Source organism: Enterococcus canis NBRC 100695, assembly GCF_001544375.1.
In the GTDB taxonomy this organism is placed as follows: domain Bacteria; phylum Bacillota; class Bacilli; order Lactobacillales; family Enterococcaceae; genus Enterococcus_H; species Enterococcus_H canis.
The window spans coordinates 52,591-66,542 of sequence record NZ_BCQJ01000005.1; the positions used below are offsets into that span (position 1 = coordinate 52,591).

Below are 13,952 nucleotides of genomic sequence, written 5' to 3' on the forward strand. Positions count from 1 at the left end.
AATAACCCTGCTAAACATAGAAAGTTTGGCAGGGTTTTTGGCAGGAAACCATATAAAATTAAGCAGTTTTATCCACTTTATAATCACAATAAACGCTGTTAAATGGGCGTTCTCAATTCAATTTGTGTTGGCTCTTTATTCCCACTCAACTGTTGCTGGTGGCTTGCTCGTAATATCATACACGATGCGGTTGACGTGGGCCACTTCGTTAACGATACGAACAGAGATTTTTTGCAAGACATCCCAAGGAATGCGAGCAAAGTCAGCTGTCATACCATCAATGGAAGTAACGGCACGGATACCAATAGTGTAATCATAGGTACGGCCGTCGCCCATAACACCAACAGAACGAATGCCTGGTAACACGGTGAAGTATTGCCAAATATCGCGGTCTAAGCCGGCATTAGCGATTTCTTCTCGTAAGATAGCGTCTGATTCACGGACGATTTCTAATTTGTCTTCAGTAATTTCGCCAAGAACGCGAATCCCTAAACCAGGTCCTGGGAATGGTTGGCGCCAAACGATGGTATCCGGCATTCCCAATTGTGTCCCTAATTCACGTACTTCATCTTTAAACAACGTGTTCAAAGGTTCGATCAATTCAAATTGCATATCTTCCGGTAAACCACCCACATTGTGGTGAGACTTAATGGTTTGGGCTGTTTCGGTACCAGATTCAATGACGTCGGTGTATAGAGTACCTTGGGCTAGGAAGGAAACACCTTCGTCGCCAGCTAGTTTAGCCGCTTCGTCGTCAAAGACATAGACGAATTCATTTCCGATGATTTTACGTTTTTCTTCTGGGTCGGAAATGCCTTTTAATTTATTCAAGAAACGGTCTTTGGCATCCACTTTGATGATGTTCAAGCCAAATTTCCCGCCTAGGCTTTCCATTACTTGATCTGCTTCATTTTTACGTAAAAGACCATGGTCAACGAAGATACAAGTTAATTGGTCGCCAATGGCTTTTTGTAATAAGACGCCGACAACGCTGGAATCAACACCGCCAGATAGGCCTAGTAGGACTTTTTTATCGCCAACTTTTTCGCGAATCTTTGCGATTTCCATGTCGATAAAATTATCCATCGTCCAGTTGCCTTCACAGTGACATACATCAAAAGCAAAATGGCGTAATAATTCATTACCGTATTCAGAGTGTCGGACTTCTGCATGGAATTGGATCCCGTAGAAGTTACGATTGGTGTCTTGGATTGACGCGATTGGACAATCTTTGCTTGTCGCAACAACTTCAAAGCCTGTTGGTACTTCCGTTACTAAGTCACCATGACTCATCCAAACGGTTTGTTTTTCAGGTGTGCCTTGGAAAAGCACGGCGTTTTTATCGGTGATTTCTAATTCAGCTTTACCGTATTCACGATTTTTGGCTGGTTCGACTTTCCCACCTAATTTGTACGTAATCAACTGCATGCCGTAACAAATCCCTAAAACGGGGATCCCTAATTCGAAAATCTCCGGATCGATCCCAAAAGCGCCCTCATCGTATACGCTATTTGGTCCACCAGAAAGGATGATTCCTTTTGGATTGATCGCTTTGACCTCAGCGGCAGTGATACGATGGCTCATCAGTTCAGAGAACACACCAAATTCGCGGATGCGGCGTGTGATCAGCTGATTGTACTGGCTGCCATAGTCTAATACAATAATCTTTTCAACGTCTGTCATATCGGCAACGTTTGTCACATTGATTACCCCTATTCTTCTAAATTTTATCTTAAAGGAAGGTTGGGCCTTCACATTAAAATGCTAGTATTTACGTAAATAAATCTTGTCAATGATGTGGTTCTCAGTTTTGTGTAAGATCACATCTGCTCGGTTACGAGTAGGCAAAATGTAGTCCGTCAAATTGCGTAAATTGACGTTCTGCCACACATCGCGAGCGAAATGAAAGGCTCTTTCGCGGTCACCAGTCGCTAGATCATAGTAATAGTTGCCTGGTTCTTTGAAAGAAGTGTCTAGTAACATACCAAAGCGCTCGAGATACCATTTTTCAATCAAGGCTGGATCAGCATCAACGAATAATGAAAAATCGAAGAAGTCGCTAACGTAAATCTGCTGATTCGCCGGTAACTGAAAAACATTGATACCTTCCACGATTAGAATATCCGGCTGGTGGAGCGTTAAAAATTCACCTTCTACGATGTCGTAGCTGTCATGAGAATAAAGCGGCGCTTGAATGTCGTCTTTCCCACTTTTAACTTCATTGAGAAAATTGATCAGCTTTTCCATATCGTAGCTTTCTGGAAATCCCTTCCGGTCCATAATCCCGCGCTCTTTCAAAACTTTATTTGGATATAAAAAGCCGTCGGTCGTAATCAATTGGACGTTCCGACGTTTGAAAGTACGGGAGAGGATTTTTTGTAACAGACGAGCCGTAGTACTTTTGCCGACTGCGACACTCCCTGAAATGCCGATGATAAACGGTGGTAATGGGACGTATTTATGAAGGAAGAGACCTTTGCTGAGAATCAGCGACTCAAATTCTTTCATATAGATGTGGATCAGATGCGTTAAAGGTACGTAGATATCCTGTACGTCTTGCATCGAGATCCGGTCGTTGAAACTCTTGATACTCTCCAACTCTTCCCCGGTTAGTGGTGGCGTTCCATTACGATAAAAACCTTGCCACTCTTCCCGTGAAATGGGATAGTAATTCATCTTTTCGTCCATGTCAACCTCCCGCTTCGATATTCTTCGCTTATTTTAACACAAATATGTGAAAACTACAGTCTTTTCCCCTAAAATGAGGGGTTCCTTTGAAAATTTTCATGGTGACGATTTGCAATCTTTTCACAAATCCAATCGAGAGTAGAATTCCTAAGGGCTTGGCCTTTTGGCAATCTGAAACTTCATGGTATCATGAAGAAAGAAAATAAAATGAGGTGAAACGGATGAAAAAGGTGATTTTATTTGGTGACAGCATTACCGCCGGCTATTTGGCAGGCGAAGTAACGCCTTTATTACGAGATTTAGTGGAACAAGATTTAGAAGCTCAAGATTTTACGGATTTTGAAGTGATTTCGGCCGGTGTTCCAGGCGAAACAACCCGCGAAGGTTTGGCTCGTATTGAGGACCACGTAGTGAAGTATGATCCAGCTTATGTCACGATTTTCTTTGGTATTAACGATTTGGCAACTGATAAATTAGTACCAATCGATGAGTATGAAGAGAATTTGCGAAAAATGATTGAAATGGTTGGGGCTGAAAAAGTAATTCTGATTACACCACCTTATGTGACCTCTAAGAAGCAACCAGAGCGTCCAGTAGAACGGATCTTGGCTTACGGTGAAAAGGTTCATGAGCTTAGCAAAGAGTACGGCACACCAATTATCGACATGTATCATCATATGACGCTCTATCCAGGTAGTGACGAGTTTGTGCAAGAAGACGGGCTGCATTTCTCTGAGTGGGGCTATGAATTTCTAGCCGCCTTGATTATCAATGCGTTAAAGGTTAAAATGGCTGAATCAGGAGAGTGAAGCCAATGAGTAACCAATATTTTACAGAAAATCCAGATACCCCTCATCAACTGGAGGAGTGGTCATTTACCTTACTTGGCCGCCCGTTTCGATTTGTGACAGATAGTGGCGTTTTTTCTAAAAAAACAGTTGATTTCGGTTCCCGTGTGTTGATTGACCACTTTTCTTGGTCAGAGTTACCAGAAGGTTGGTTGTTGGATGTCGGGTGCGGCTACGGGCCAATTGGATTATCTTTAGCTGCTGCCAGCGGTCATAAAGTAGAGATGATTGATGTAAATGAACGAGCCTTAGGTTTAGCGCAGGAAAATGCCAAGCGCAATGCCTTATTGACGCAAGTCGATATTCATACTTCTAATGTTTATAGCGAAACCCATCAAAAACAATATGCGGCGATTGTCAGTAACCCACCAATTCGAGCCGGTAAAAAAGTAGTGCATGAAATTTTAACAGGCGCCTATGAGCGTTTGCTGCCAGGTGGTAGTTTAACCGTCGTCATTCAGAAAAAACAAGGCGCGCCTAGTGCAGAAAAGAAGATGCAGGAAACTTTTGGAAATGTGGAAATTGTTGCTAAAGATAAAGGGTATTACATTTTAAAAAGTATTCGTTAGTGTTATCAAAAAATCCTGGGAAAGTTATTGAAAACTTTCTCAGGATTTTTTCTATAGATTCGATAAGTAAGGTTGATAACCTGCTGTGATGGCAGCGGCTAATTCACTTTTAGCGTTTTCCTTTAGAAAAGCTGCTTGGACACTATTTTGGGTCAATTGATGCATGATGTCATAGGAAATACCATACCACTCAGACAATTGCTGGAATTCTTGCGTCAAAGAAGTTTGCGAAACAGTCCGGTTATCGGTGTTAATAGAAATGGCAATCCCAGCCTCTAGAAAGTCTTGGAAAGGATAGTCCGCCAATGAGTCTGCTGTTTTGGTGTGGAAGTTACTTGTGGGACACATTTCCAAGGTAGTACCGGCAGCAGCCAGCGCAGCCCATTCGGCAGGTTCTTTTTTGATCGCGATGCCGTGGCCAATGCGGGTCGCCCCCATGCGGATAGATTCGACGACGTTTTGCGGACAGCCGCACTCGCCAGCGTGTAGCGTCAGACCAACGCCTGCCGGTTTTTGTTGAATCAATTCGGCGAACTCATGAGGTGGAAAGTTGGCTTCGTCCCCAGCTAGGTCAAAACCTACAACCCCGTTTTCAGAAAAGTCGGTTGCAGCTTTTAGGACTTCGTTATTTTTTTCATGGTTGTGGTGGCGCATGCCACATAAGAGTGCATTATTTTTAACGCCTAGTTCAGTCTGGCCACGTTCTAGACCAGTTAAGACCGCCGTAATGACTTCCTTAACGGTTAGACCGTTTCTAGTATGTAGTTGGGGAGCAAAACGAATTTCCATATAGTGAACATTTTCAGCGGCCCCTTGGGCAACCACGTCATATGCCGCAGCACTTAGAGCTTCAGTAGTTTGTAAAATTGGGAGGATAGCATTGAAACACTGCAAATATTCTTCCAAATTTTGGCATTCTTCAGAGACAGTGATGGCTTGACGGAAAGTTTCAAAATCAGAAATCGGGAGCTGCTGTTTCTGGGCAAGGGCGTAAAGGGTCTCAGGGCGTACGGAACCGTCTAAGTGGCAATGCAATTCGACTTTCGGTAATGCTTTGATAATGGTTTCTTCCATAAAACCGTCCTTTCGTAAATGACTAACGACAAAAATTAGCTACCGCTTTCAAAGAAACTTTGTTACACTGTGGGCAGAAAGTTATTTCAAGAAACATAGCATGTTTCTAATAGAAAAGTCAACCTGAAAAGAGGGTAGTTGGTATGAAATTGACGATTAAAGAAATCGCGGAGCTGGCGGGCGTTTCGATTACCACCGTTTCGCAGATTTTGAACAATAAAGGCAGCCGGTTTAGTGAAAAAACGCGGCGGCGCGTTTTGGATATCGTAGAAGAATATCAATATAAGCCAGATTTTTTTGCTTCCAATTTAATCAATCGTCACTCTAAGACAATTGGCATGATCGTGCCAGATGTGACGGACTTTTTCTTCTCCAAAGTAATTGAAGGAGTGGAAACCTATCTAAACCCACTAGGCTATATGATTTTGTTATGTAATTCGAAGCATTCTCACGAACAAGAAAAGCGGTATATCGACGAACTGCGGCATCGTTCGGTAGATGGGATCTTGTTAGCGACCCCCAATGTTATGCCTGAGGAGTATCGGTTTTCAGCAGAAGGCAAAAAAGTACCGATGATTTTAATGGACCGAGGCATCAATCAACGCGACGAAGGCAAGTTGATTGTGAAAGAATATGAAGGCGCCTACCGAGCTATGAGTCATCTAATCGCTCAAGGTCATCGGAAAATTGGCATGCTGCGAGAAACAACCCGCTATTATCAATTGACAGAGCGGATCACGGCTTATCATCATGCCTTAAAAGATCATCATATTGAACTGGGAACGGAGTATGTCCAAATTGGCGACTTATCTATTAGCGGAGGTTACCAGGCAGCCAAAAAATTGTTGGCAGAAACCAACGATGTAACGGCCATCTTTTGTGGCAATGATGAAATGGCAATTGGAGCTTACCATGCCATTAGTGAAACGGGTAAACGAATTCCCGAAGATATTTCTGTTGTTGGCTTTGATGGTTTGGAAATTACAGAATACATGGTGCCATCGTTAACGACGGTTCGACAACCAAGTTTTGATATCGGTTTTTATGCAGCTAAGTTTTTGGTGGATGCAATTGATAATCCTAATATGAAAATTCCTAACAAAATATTTGAATCAGAGCTTATTGTTCGTGAAAGCACAAAAGGGGTTGACAGCGTATACAAATCAGTGTAGAGTCACATTGAAAGTGTTTTCAATAACGGTTTTTATTAGTAAAGTGTTTTACTAAAGTAGTTTACCTAGACGGAAAAAAGTGTATAATACTTTTTGGAAGATTTGGAGGCCTGTAATAATGAGAATGGTAGATTTAATTGAAAAAAAACGTGATGGTCAGCCGCTGACAAAAGAAGAAATTCAATTCATCATCTCCGGCTACACGGATGGGAGTATTCCTGATTATCAAATGAGTGCCTTGTTAATGGCTATTTATTATCAAGATATGACGGATGCGGAAATTACGGAATTGACATTAGCGATGGCACATTCTGGTGAAGTGATCGACTTATCGGCACTTAAAGGTATTAAAGTTGATAAACACTCTACTGGCGGGGTAGGTGATACGACCACTTTGATTTTGGCGCCGCTAGTTGCTAGCGTTGGTGTGACGGTAGCGAAAATGTCTGGTCGAGGCTTAGGCCATACCGGTGGAACTTTGGACAAATTAGAAGCTATTCCTGGTTTTCAAGTGGAAGTAGCCGATGAAGAATTTGTACGGTTAGTCAATGAAAGTAATGTGGCTGTGATTGGTCAGTCTGGTAATTTGGCTCCTGCCGATAAAAAGCTCTATGCCTTGCGGGATGTAACGGCAACAGTCAGCTCGATTCCATTGATTGCCAGTTCCATCATGAGTAAAAAAATTGCCGCTGGCGCTGACGCCATCGTGCTAGATGTGACTACTGGCGAAGGAGCCTTCATGAAGAATCTTGAAGATGCTCGTCGTTTGGCCCACACGATGGTCCGCATTGGTAAACTGGCTAATCGTCAAACAATGGCGGTAATTTCTGATATGTCACAGCCGTTAGGAGAAGCCATCGGAAATGGTATTGAAGTGATTGAAGCCATCGAAACCTTGCGAGGTGAAGGCCCGGAAGATTTGGTAGAAATGGTTTACGCCTTAGGCAGTCAAATGGTCGTATTGGCACAAAAAGCGCCTGATCTTGAAACGGCCCGTCAGATGCTGCAAGATGCCTTAGAGTCTGGCGCAGCCCTAGCTAAGTTCCGAGAAATGATTCGTAACCAGGGTGGCGATGACAGTGTAATCGACCATCCAGAAAAATTGTTAACGGCTAAATATACGATGGAATTACCAGCTAAAAGCACAGGCGTTGTCAAACAAATTGTGGCCGATGAAGTCGGCGTTGCGGCGATGTTATTAGGCGCAGGTCGTAAAACAAAAGAAGATGACATCGATTTTGGCGTAGGCATCAAACTGCATAAAAAAGTTGGCATGCCAGTAACGGCAGGTGAATCATTGTTGACGATCTATGCGAATCAAGAAGATATCGAAGAAGTAAAAGATTTATTATACGCAAATATTGAAATCGGCACATTGGGTGAGGAACCTGCGTTGATTCATGATATAATAACTGAGTAAAGGGAGTGTTCTAATAATGGAACTAAATCGTAAAATTGATCATACTATTTTAAAAGCCGACGCATCAGAAATTGATGTGTTGCAAGTGATTGAAGAAGCAAAAAAATATCATTTCTATTCTGTTTGTGTCAATCCAACTTGGGTTGCCCTAGCAAATGAAAAATTGGCGAATGAACCAGTGGCTGTTTGTACAGTTATCGGCTTCCCTCTAGGTGCTAATACTAGCGAAGTCAAAGCTTATGAAACACAAGACGCTATTAAAAATGGTGCTGATGAAGTCGATATGGTCATTAATATCGGTGCATTAAAATCTAAAAATTATAGACAAGTTGAGCAAGATATCAAAGCAGTGGTAGACGCTGCTAAAGATAAAGCCTTAGTGAAAGTTATCATTGAGATTTCTCTATTAAATCGTGAAGAAATCGTCAAAGCTTGTGAATTAGCAAAAGCAGCAGGAGCTGATTTCGTTAAGACATCTACTGGTTTTTCAACAGGCGGTGCAACAGTTGAAGCTGTTCGTTTGATGCGTGAAACAGTTGGCCCTGAAATGGGTGTGAAAGCTTCTGGTGGTATTCATAATGAAGCTGAAGCAATGGAAATGGTTGAAGCAGGCGCTAGCCGTATTGGCACAAGTGCTGGTGTCGCAATTATGGCCGGCACAACTGGCGAAGGCTATTAAGCGAGGATGAGTATGGCAAAACAAGAATGGATCGATCAAGCAGTTGCAATGTTGGATAAGGCCTATGTTCCTTATTCTAAGTTTCCGGTGGGAGCATGTCTTGTCACTGAGGACGAGAAACTTTATACTGGTATCAATATCGAAAATGCCTCTTTTGGCTTAACCAATTGTGCCGAACGGACAGCTTTTTTCAAGGCTGTTTCAGAAGGTGAAAAACAATTCAAACATCTAGTCGTTGCTGGCAATACTGAAGGGCCTATCTCGCCTTGTGGTGCTTGTCGACAAGTAATGGCTGAGTTTTGTGCACCAGACATGCCGGTTACCTTAGTGGGTAAAAATGGCGTGACCAAAGAAATGACCGTGGCAGAATTATTGCCGTATATGTTTACAAGTGATGAATTGTAAACGCTAAGCTTGTTCAATCAGTCATCCCGGCTGTTGAAAAAATAAAATTCTTTAGGGGGCTTTACAGAAATGAAAAAAGCGAAATTATTTGGTTTCGGGCTAGCTACAATCGGGCTACTAGGTTTAGCAGCGTGTGGCGGCGGTAACTCAGGCGGTACAGACTCAACTGGCGGCGGTTCTGACGCAGCAGGCGACAAAGACCACAACGTAGTAATCGTAACAGATATCGGTGGGGTAGATGACAAATCATTCAACCAATCAGCTTGGGAAGGTTTACAAGCTTGGGGGAAAGAAAATAATCTACCAAAAGGTGTAGACGGTTATGACTACATCCAATCAAATGATGCATCTGAATATACAACAAACATCGATACAGCAGTTCAAAATGGCTTCCACACAGTATTTGGGATTGGTTATTTATTAGCTGACTCAATCAAAGCGGCAGCTGAACAAAACACAGAAACAAACTTTGGTATCATTGATAGTGTGATCGAAGGGCTAGACAACGTTGTTTCTGCAACATTTAAAGATAATGAAGCTTCTTACTTAGCAGGTGTTGCTGCAGCTTATACTACTAAAACAAACAAAATTGGTTTTATCGGTGGTGAAGAGGGTGCCGTTATCGACCGTTTTGAAGCTGGTTTCCACCAAGGTGTGATTGACACTGCTAAAAAATTAGGTAAAGATATCGAAGTGAAAATCGAATATGCTGCTTCATTTGGTGATCCTGCCAAAGGGAAAGCTTTAGCAGCTGCAATGTATCAAGATGGCGCAGACATCATTTTCCACGCTTCAGGTGGTACTGGTGCTGGTGTCTTCCAAGAAGCAAAAGACTTGAACTCTGGTTTGAACGAAGCAGACCTTGACAGCAAAAAAGTTTGGGTTATCGGTGTAGATAGCGACCAACAAGCTGAAGGTGCCTACAAAACTAAAGACGGTAAAGAAGACAACTTTACTTTGACTTCAACATTGAAAGGTGTTGGGGCAGCGGTACAAGATATCTCTAACCGTGCTAAAGAAGACAAATTCCCTGGTGGGGAACACTTAGTATATGGCTTGAAAGACGGCGGTGTTGATTTAACAGCTGGTTTCCTTTCAGACGATACTAAAAAAGCTGTCGATGAAGCAAAACAAGAAATCATCGATGGTAAAGTAGAAGTTCCTGAAGTTCCTTCTGATGTAAAAGAGTAATTCTTTAGAGAATGCTTCTTTTCGGACGCCGCGTTTCGGCGCGGCGTCTGTATTTTTAGGGATTTCTGGAAATTCATTTTAGTAAACTGTTTTACCAAATAATCGAAAATGAATTTCCAGAAGAGCCTAAACAGTGCTCTGATCCTTTACTTTAGTGAAGGAAAGCATGATTGAAGAAACACTTTCATTGGTAAACCCGCTCAGTCATGTCGTTGCTTGTTGCACGGGATTAAATTGTTAGGAAGTGAGAAAAACGTGGTTCAGGAAAAATATGTGATCGAGATGCGCAACATCACGAAACAGTTTGGAACGTTTAAGGCGAACGATAACATCAATCTACAAGTAAAGCCTGGCGAAATCCACGCTCTCTTAGGGGAAAACGGAGCCGGTAAATCAACCTTGATGAATATTCTTTCAGGGTTATTGCAGCCTACTTCAGGAGATATCTACTTAAACGGAGCCAAAGTTGAAATCGGCGGTCCGACGGCAGCCAATCGTTTAGGGATCGGAATGGTCCATCAGCATTTTATGTTAGTTGACGCGTTTACTGTTACCGAAAATATTGTGTTAGGCAGTGAGCCAACTCACGGAGGCGTATTAGACCACAAAAAAGCCGTATCAGAAATCAAAAAAGTATCCGAACAATATGGACTGTCGGTTAATCCAGATGCCTACATTCGGGACATTTCCGTTGGGATGCAGCAACGGGTGGAAATTCTTAAAACACTTTACCGTGGAGCAGATGTGTTGATCTTCGATGAACCAACGGCAGTTTTGACTCCGCAAGAAATCGATGAGTTAATCATCATCATGCAAGGTTTGGTCAAGGAAGGCAAATCCATTATTTTGATTACGCATAAGTTAGATGAAATCAAAAAAGTGGCGGATCGTTGTACCGTTATCCGTAGGGGTCAAAGTATTGGGACGGTAAATGTGAAAGATGTTTCGTCACAACAATTGGCGGATATGATGGTGGGTCGTTCAGTTTCCTTTAAAACCGAAAAAGAAGCAGCTAAGCCAGGTGAAGTGGTGCTTTCAGTCAAAGATTTAGTGGTTAAAGAAAGTCGCGGTCTAGATGCTGTTAAGAATTTGAGCATAGATGTGCGGGCTGGCGAAGTTGTTGGGATTGCTGGTATTGATGGCAATGGGCAATCGGAATTGATCCAAGCTTTAACGGGTCTGCGTAAGGTAGAGAGCGGTTCTGTTGAGCTGAATGGTCGTTCCCTCATAGGACAACATCCACGCCAAATCACTGAGGCTGGTGTCGGCCACGTCCCTGAGGATCGCCATAAATATGGCCTAGTTCTAGAAATGTCCTTAGCAGAAAACATCGCACTACAAACGTATTACAAAGAACCATTAAGTAAACACGGTGTCTTAAATTATAATCATATCAATGAATATGCGCGTAACTTGATTGAAGAGTACGATGTGCGGACTACCAATGAATTAGTACCAGCCAAAGCGCTGTCTGGTGGGAACCAACAAAAAGCCATTATTGCACGGGAAATCGACCGTGATCCTGATCTGTTGATCGTGTCACAACCAACACGCGGCCTGGACGTTGGGGCGATTGAATATATCCATAAACGGTTGATTGAGCAACGGAACAAAAATAAAGCCGTCTTACTAGTCAGCTTTGAATTAGATGAAATTTTGAATGTTTCCGATCGGATCGCCGTAATTCACGCGGGTGAAATCGTAGGGATCGTGGATCCGAAAGAAACCTCTGAAAATGAATTGGGTCTATTGATGGCGGGCTATTCTTTAGAAGAAGCGCGGGCAGAATTGAAGAGTGGGGCAGGTGAGACCGTTGAACAATAAATCTGAAACGCTGCGTAATGTTTTAGTTCCCGTCTTGTCTGTATTGATGGGATTTGTATTAGGCGCAATTATTATGTTGATTTTTGGCTATAATCCGGTTTCTGGATATCAGGCTATGCTACAAACAGCTTTCTTGAGTCCAAAAAGTATCGGCGAAATTTTTGTAACAGCTGGACCACTGATTTTTACGGCCTTAGGCTTCTCCGTCGCAAATTCAGCTGGGTTCTTCAATATCGGGTTATCTGGTCAAGCTTTGTGCGGCTGGGTAGCTAGTATCTGGGTAGCTTTATTATTACCTGATGCACCACGGCTGGTAGTTTTACCGTTAGTTATCATTGTCGGGGCGATTGCTGGTGCAGTAGCAGCAGCGATTCCCGGGATTTTACGGGCTTACTTTGGCACTAGTGAAGTTATCGTGACGATTATGTTGAACTATGTGTTCCTATACACAAGTACACACATTGTCAACAACGTGATGCCAGAAGCTGTTATGAGTAATAAAGGGGTTACCCAAATGGTAGGCGCAAATGCCAGCTTACGGAATGATTTCTTACGGAGTATCAGTGATGGCTCTCGTTTGAACATTGGGATTTTCCTAGCTTTAATTTTCTTAGTAGCTGTTTGGTTTTTAATGAAGAAAACAACTTTAGGTTATGAAATCCGTTCTGTCGGGTTGAATCCTTTTGCTTCTGAATATGCTGGGATGAGCAGTAAACGGACGATCATTTTATCGATGATCATCTCGGGTGCATTAGCTGGTTTGGGTGGCGTGGTCCAAGGGCTAGGAACATTTGGTAATTTCTTTGTTCAAGGATCTTCACTAAGTATCGGCTTTGATGGGATGGCGGTTTCCTTACTGGGATCTGGCAGCTCAATCGGAATCCTCCTTTCTTCACTACTATTCAGTATCTTAAAACTGGGTGGTCAAGGAATGCCGTTGCGTGCAGGCGTGCCAACTGAATTAGTGGACGTTGTAATCGCAGCAATTATCTTCTTTGTTGGTATCAGCTATTTGATCCGTTTCTTGTTAGCAAAATTCTCCGGTAGTAAAAAAGAAGTCGCTGTTGTTCAAGAAATTGAGACAACAACAGATGACAATAGCCAGGAAGGGGGCAAAATCTAATGGATGTAGGAACAATCGGATCCATTATCACACAGACACTGGTGTATTCTACGCCGTTGATCTTAACGGCCTTAGGTGGAACCTTCTCTGAACGAAGTGGTATCGTCAACGTAGGGCTAGAAGGTATGATGGTAATGGGGGCCTTCAGTTCAGTAGTATTCAACTTGACTTTTGCAGGAACTTTTGGGGCGTGGACGCCTTGGCTTGCTTGTATCGTCGGTGGCTTAGTTGGAATGGTCTTCTCACTATTACATGCGGTAGCAACCGTCAATTTGCGGGCTGACCATATCATTTCTGGTACAGTTATCAACTTGATGGCACCAGCACTGGCCATCTTTTTAATCAAAGTAATGTATGGTAAAGGTCAAACAGATACCATTACAGAATCTTTTGGTTACTTTACTTTTCCACTGTTGAATAAAATTCCAGTAATTGGCGAATTATTCTTCAACCGGACGACGGCACCGGCTTTTGTAGCCATCGTGATTGCTATTATCGCTTGGTTCGTTTTATTCAAGACTCGCTTTGGCTTACGGTTACGTTCTGTAGGAGAAAATCCCCAAGCAGCTGATACATTAGGTATCAATGTGTATCTGATGCGTTATGCCGGCGTTTTGATTTCTGGTTTCTTAGGCGGTATGGGGGGCGCGGTTTTCGCGCAAACAATCGCTGGTCGTTTCGCGGTTACAACAATTGCTGGTCAAGGGTTTATCTCAATGGCAGCCATGATTTTTGGTAAATGGAATCCACTTGGTGCAATGGGCGCAGCCATCTTCTTTGGTTTTGCACAAAACATCTCGATTGCTGGTTCAAATCTACCTATCATCTCGGCTATCCCAGCGGTTTATCTGCAGGCAGCACCGTATGTCTTAACGATTGTCGTTTTGGTGCTATTCCTAGGGAAATCTTCTGGACCAAAAGCCAATGGTCAAAATTATATCAAATCGAAATAGTCTACG

At 42.7% G+C, this 13,952-nt stretch carries 13 protein-coding genes; 10 read left to right on the forward strand and 3 right to left on the reverse strand.

Features of this window, described 5'->3' with window-relative positions:
* Positions 1-135 precede the first annotated feature (135 nt).
* A complete protein-coding gene (guaA, locus tag ECA01S_RS08370) occupies positions 136-1,701 on the reverse strand; it encodes a glutamine-hydrolyzing GMP synthase (RefSeq protein WP_067393943.1) in 1,566 nt (521 codons plus the stop codon).
* A gap of 63 nt (positions 1,702-1,764) precedes the next feature.
* A complete protein-coding gene (gene coaA / locus ECA01S_RS08375; RefSeq protein ID WP_067393945.1) occupies positions 1,765-2,688 on the reverse strand; it encodes a type I pantothenate kinase in 924 nt (307 codons plus the stop codon).
* 221 nt (positions 2,689-2,909) lie between these two features.
* On the opposite strand from coaA, the gene ECA01S_RS08380 reads away from it, so the two are divergent.
* Positions 2,910-3,497 (forward strand): GDSL-type esterase/lipase family protein, encoded by a 588-nt coding sequence (locus tag ECA01S_RS08380; protein WP_067393947.1) that lies wholly within the window; start codon positions 2,910-2,912, stop codon positions 3,495-3,497.
* A 5-nt stretch (positions 3,498-3,502) separates the two neighbouring features.
* On the forward strand, positions 3,503-4,105 hold the full coding sequence (locus tag ECA01S_RS08385) for a class I SAM-dependent methyltransferase (protein ID WP_067393949.1): 603 nt from the start codon (positions 3,503-3,505) through the stop codon (positions 4,103-4,105).
* A 51-nt stretch (positions 4,106-4,156) separates the two neighbouring features.
* Here the strand turns inward: ECA01S_RS08385 and add are convergent, their stop codons facing one another.
* Positions 4,157-5,179: an adenosine deaminase gene (gene add / locus ECA01S_RS08390; RefSeq protein ID WP_067393951.1), complete on the reverse strand. Its 1,023-nt coding sequence runs from the start codon at positions 5,177-5,179 to the stop codon at positions 4,157-4,159.
* A 143-nt stretch (positions 5,180-5,322) separates the two neighbouring features.
* On the opposite strand from add, the gene ECA01S_RS08395 reads away from it, so the two are divergent.
* From ECA01S_RS08395 to ECA01S_RS08430, 8 genes are all read left to right on the forward strand, one after another.
* Positions 5,323-6,351 (forward strand): LacI family DNA-binding transcriptional regulator, encoded by a 1,029-nt coding sequence (locus ECA01S_RS08395; RefSeq protein WP_067393953.1) that lies wholly within the window; start codon positions 5,323-5,325, stop codon positions 6,349-6,351.
* A 118-nt stretch (positions 6,352-6,469) separates the two neighbouring features.
* Positions 6,470-7,771: a pyrimidine-nucleoside phosphorylase gene (locus tag ECA01S_RS08400; protein ID WP_067393954.1), complete on the forward strand. Its 1,302-nt coding sequence runs from the start codon at positions 6,470-6,472 to the stop codon at positions 7,769-7,771.
* A gap of 16 nt (positions 7,772-7,787) precedes the next feature.
* Entirely contained in the window at positions 7,788-8,450 is a 663-nt protein-coding gene (gene deoC, locus ECA01S_RS08405; protein WP_067393956.1) for a deoxyribose-phosphate aldolase, read from the forward strand.
* Between the two features lie 6 nt (positions 8,451-8,456).
* A complete protein-coding gene (locus ECA01S_RS08410) occupies positions 8,457-8,855 on the forward strand; it encodes a cytidine deaminase (protein ID WP_067393958.1) in 399 nt (132 codons plus the stop codon).
* A gap of 69 nt (positions 8,856-8,924) precedes the next feature.
* Complete coding sequence (locus ECA01S_RS08415; protein ID WP_067393960.1) at positions 8,925-10,046, forward strand: BMP family lipoprotein; 1,122 nt, start codon at positions 8,925-8,927, stop codon at positions 10,044-10,046.
* A 255-nt stretch (positions 10,047-10,301) separates the two neighbouring features.
* Positions 10,302-11,870, forward strand: a complete 1,569-nt coding sequence (locus ECA01S_RS08420) for an ABC transporter ATP-binding protein (RefSeq protein WP_067393962.1) — start codon at positions 10,302-10,304, stop codon at positions 11,868-11,870.
* The gene (locus tag ECA01S_RS08425; protein WP_067393967.1) at positions 11,860-12,993 is read left to right on the forward strand and encodes an ABC transporter permease; all 1,134 of its coding nucleotides are present in this window, start codon (positions 11,860-11,862) and stop codon (positions 12,991-12,993) included. The genes ECA01S_RS08420 and ECA01S_RS08425 overlap by 11 nt, the downstream gene beginning before the upstream one ends.
* The gene (locus ECA01S_RS08430) at positions 12,993-13,946 is read left to right on the forward strand and encodes an ABC transporter permease (protein ID WP_067393970.1); all 954 of its coding nucleotides are present in this window, start codon (positions 12,993-12,995) and stop codon (positions 13,944-13,946) included. The genes ECA01S_RS08425 and ECA01S_RS08430 overlap by 1 nt, the downstream gene beginning before the upstream one ends.
* Positions 13,947-13,952: the final 6 nt, after the last annotated feature.

Excerpts from the sequence above, each read along its gene's own strand:
- ECA01S_RS08410 (WP_067393958.1), top strand. The coding sequence starts at position 8,457 with ATGAGTATGGCAAAACAAGAATGGATCGATCAAGCAGTTGCAATGTTG.
- add (WP_067393951.1), bottom strand. The coding sequence starts at position 5,179 with ATGGAAGAAACCATTATCAAAGCATTACCGAAAGTCGAATTGCATTGC.
- ECA01S_RS08385 (WP_067393949.1), top strand. The coding sequence starts at position 3,503 with ATGAGTAACCAATATTTTACAGAAAATCCAGATACCCCTCATCAACTG.
- deoC (WP_067393956.1), top strand. The coding sequence starts at position 7,788 with ATGGAACTAAATCGTAAAATTGATCATACTATTTTAAAAGCCGACGCA.
- ECA01S_RS08415 (WP_067393960.1), top strand. The coding sequence starts at position 8,925 with ATGAAAAAAGCGAAATTATTTGGTTTCGGGCTAGCTACAATCGGGCTA.
- coaA (WP_067393945.1), bottom strand. The coding sequence starts at position 2,688 with ATGGACGAAAAGATGAATTACTATCCCATTTCACGGGAAGAGTGGCAA.
- ECA01S_RS08380 (WP_067393947.1), top strand. The coding sequence starts at position 2,910 with ATGAAAAAGGTGATTTTATTTGGTGACAGCATTACCGCCGGCTATTTG.
- ECA01S_RS08400 (WP_067393954.1), top strand. The coding sequence starts at position 6,470 with ATGAGAATGGTAGATTTAATTGAAAAAAAACGTGATGGTCAGCCGCTG.
- ECA01S_RS08430 (WP_067393970.1), top strand. The coding sequence starts at position 12,993 with ATGGATGTAGGAACAATCGGATCCATTATCACACAGACACTGGTGTAT.
- ECA01S_RS08395 (WP_067393953.1), top strand. The coding sequence starts at position 5,323 with ATGAAATTGACGATTAAAGAAATCGCGGAGCTGGCGGGCGTTTCGATT.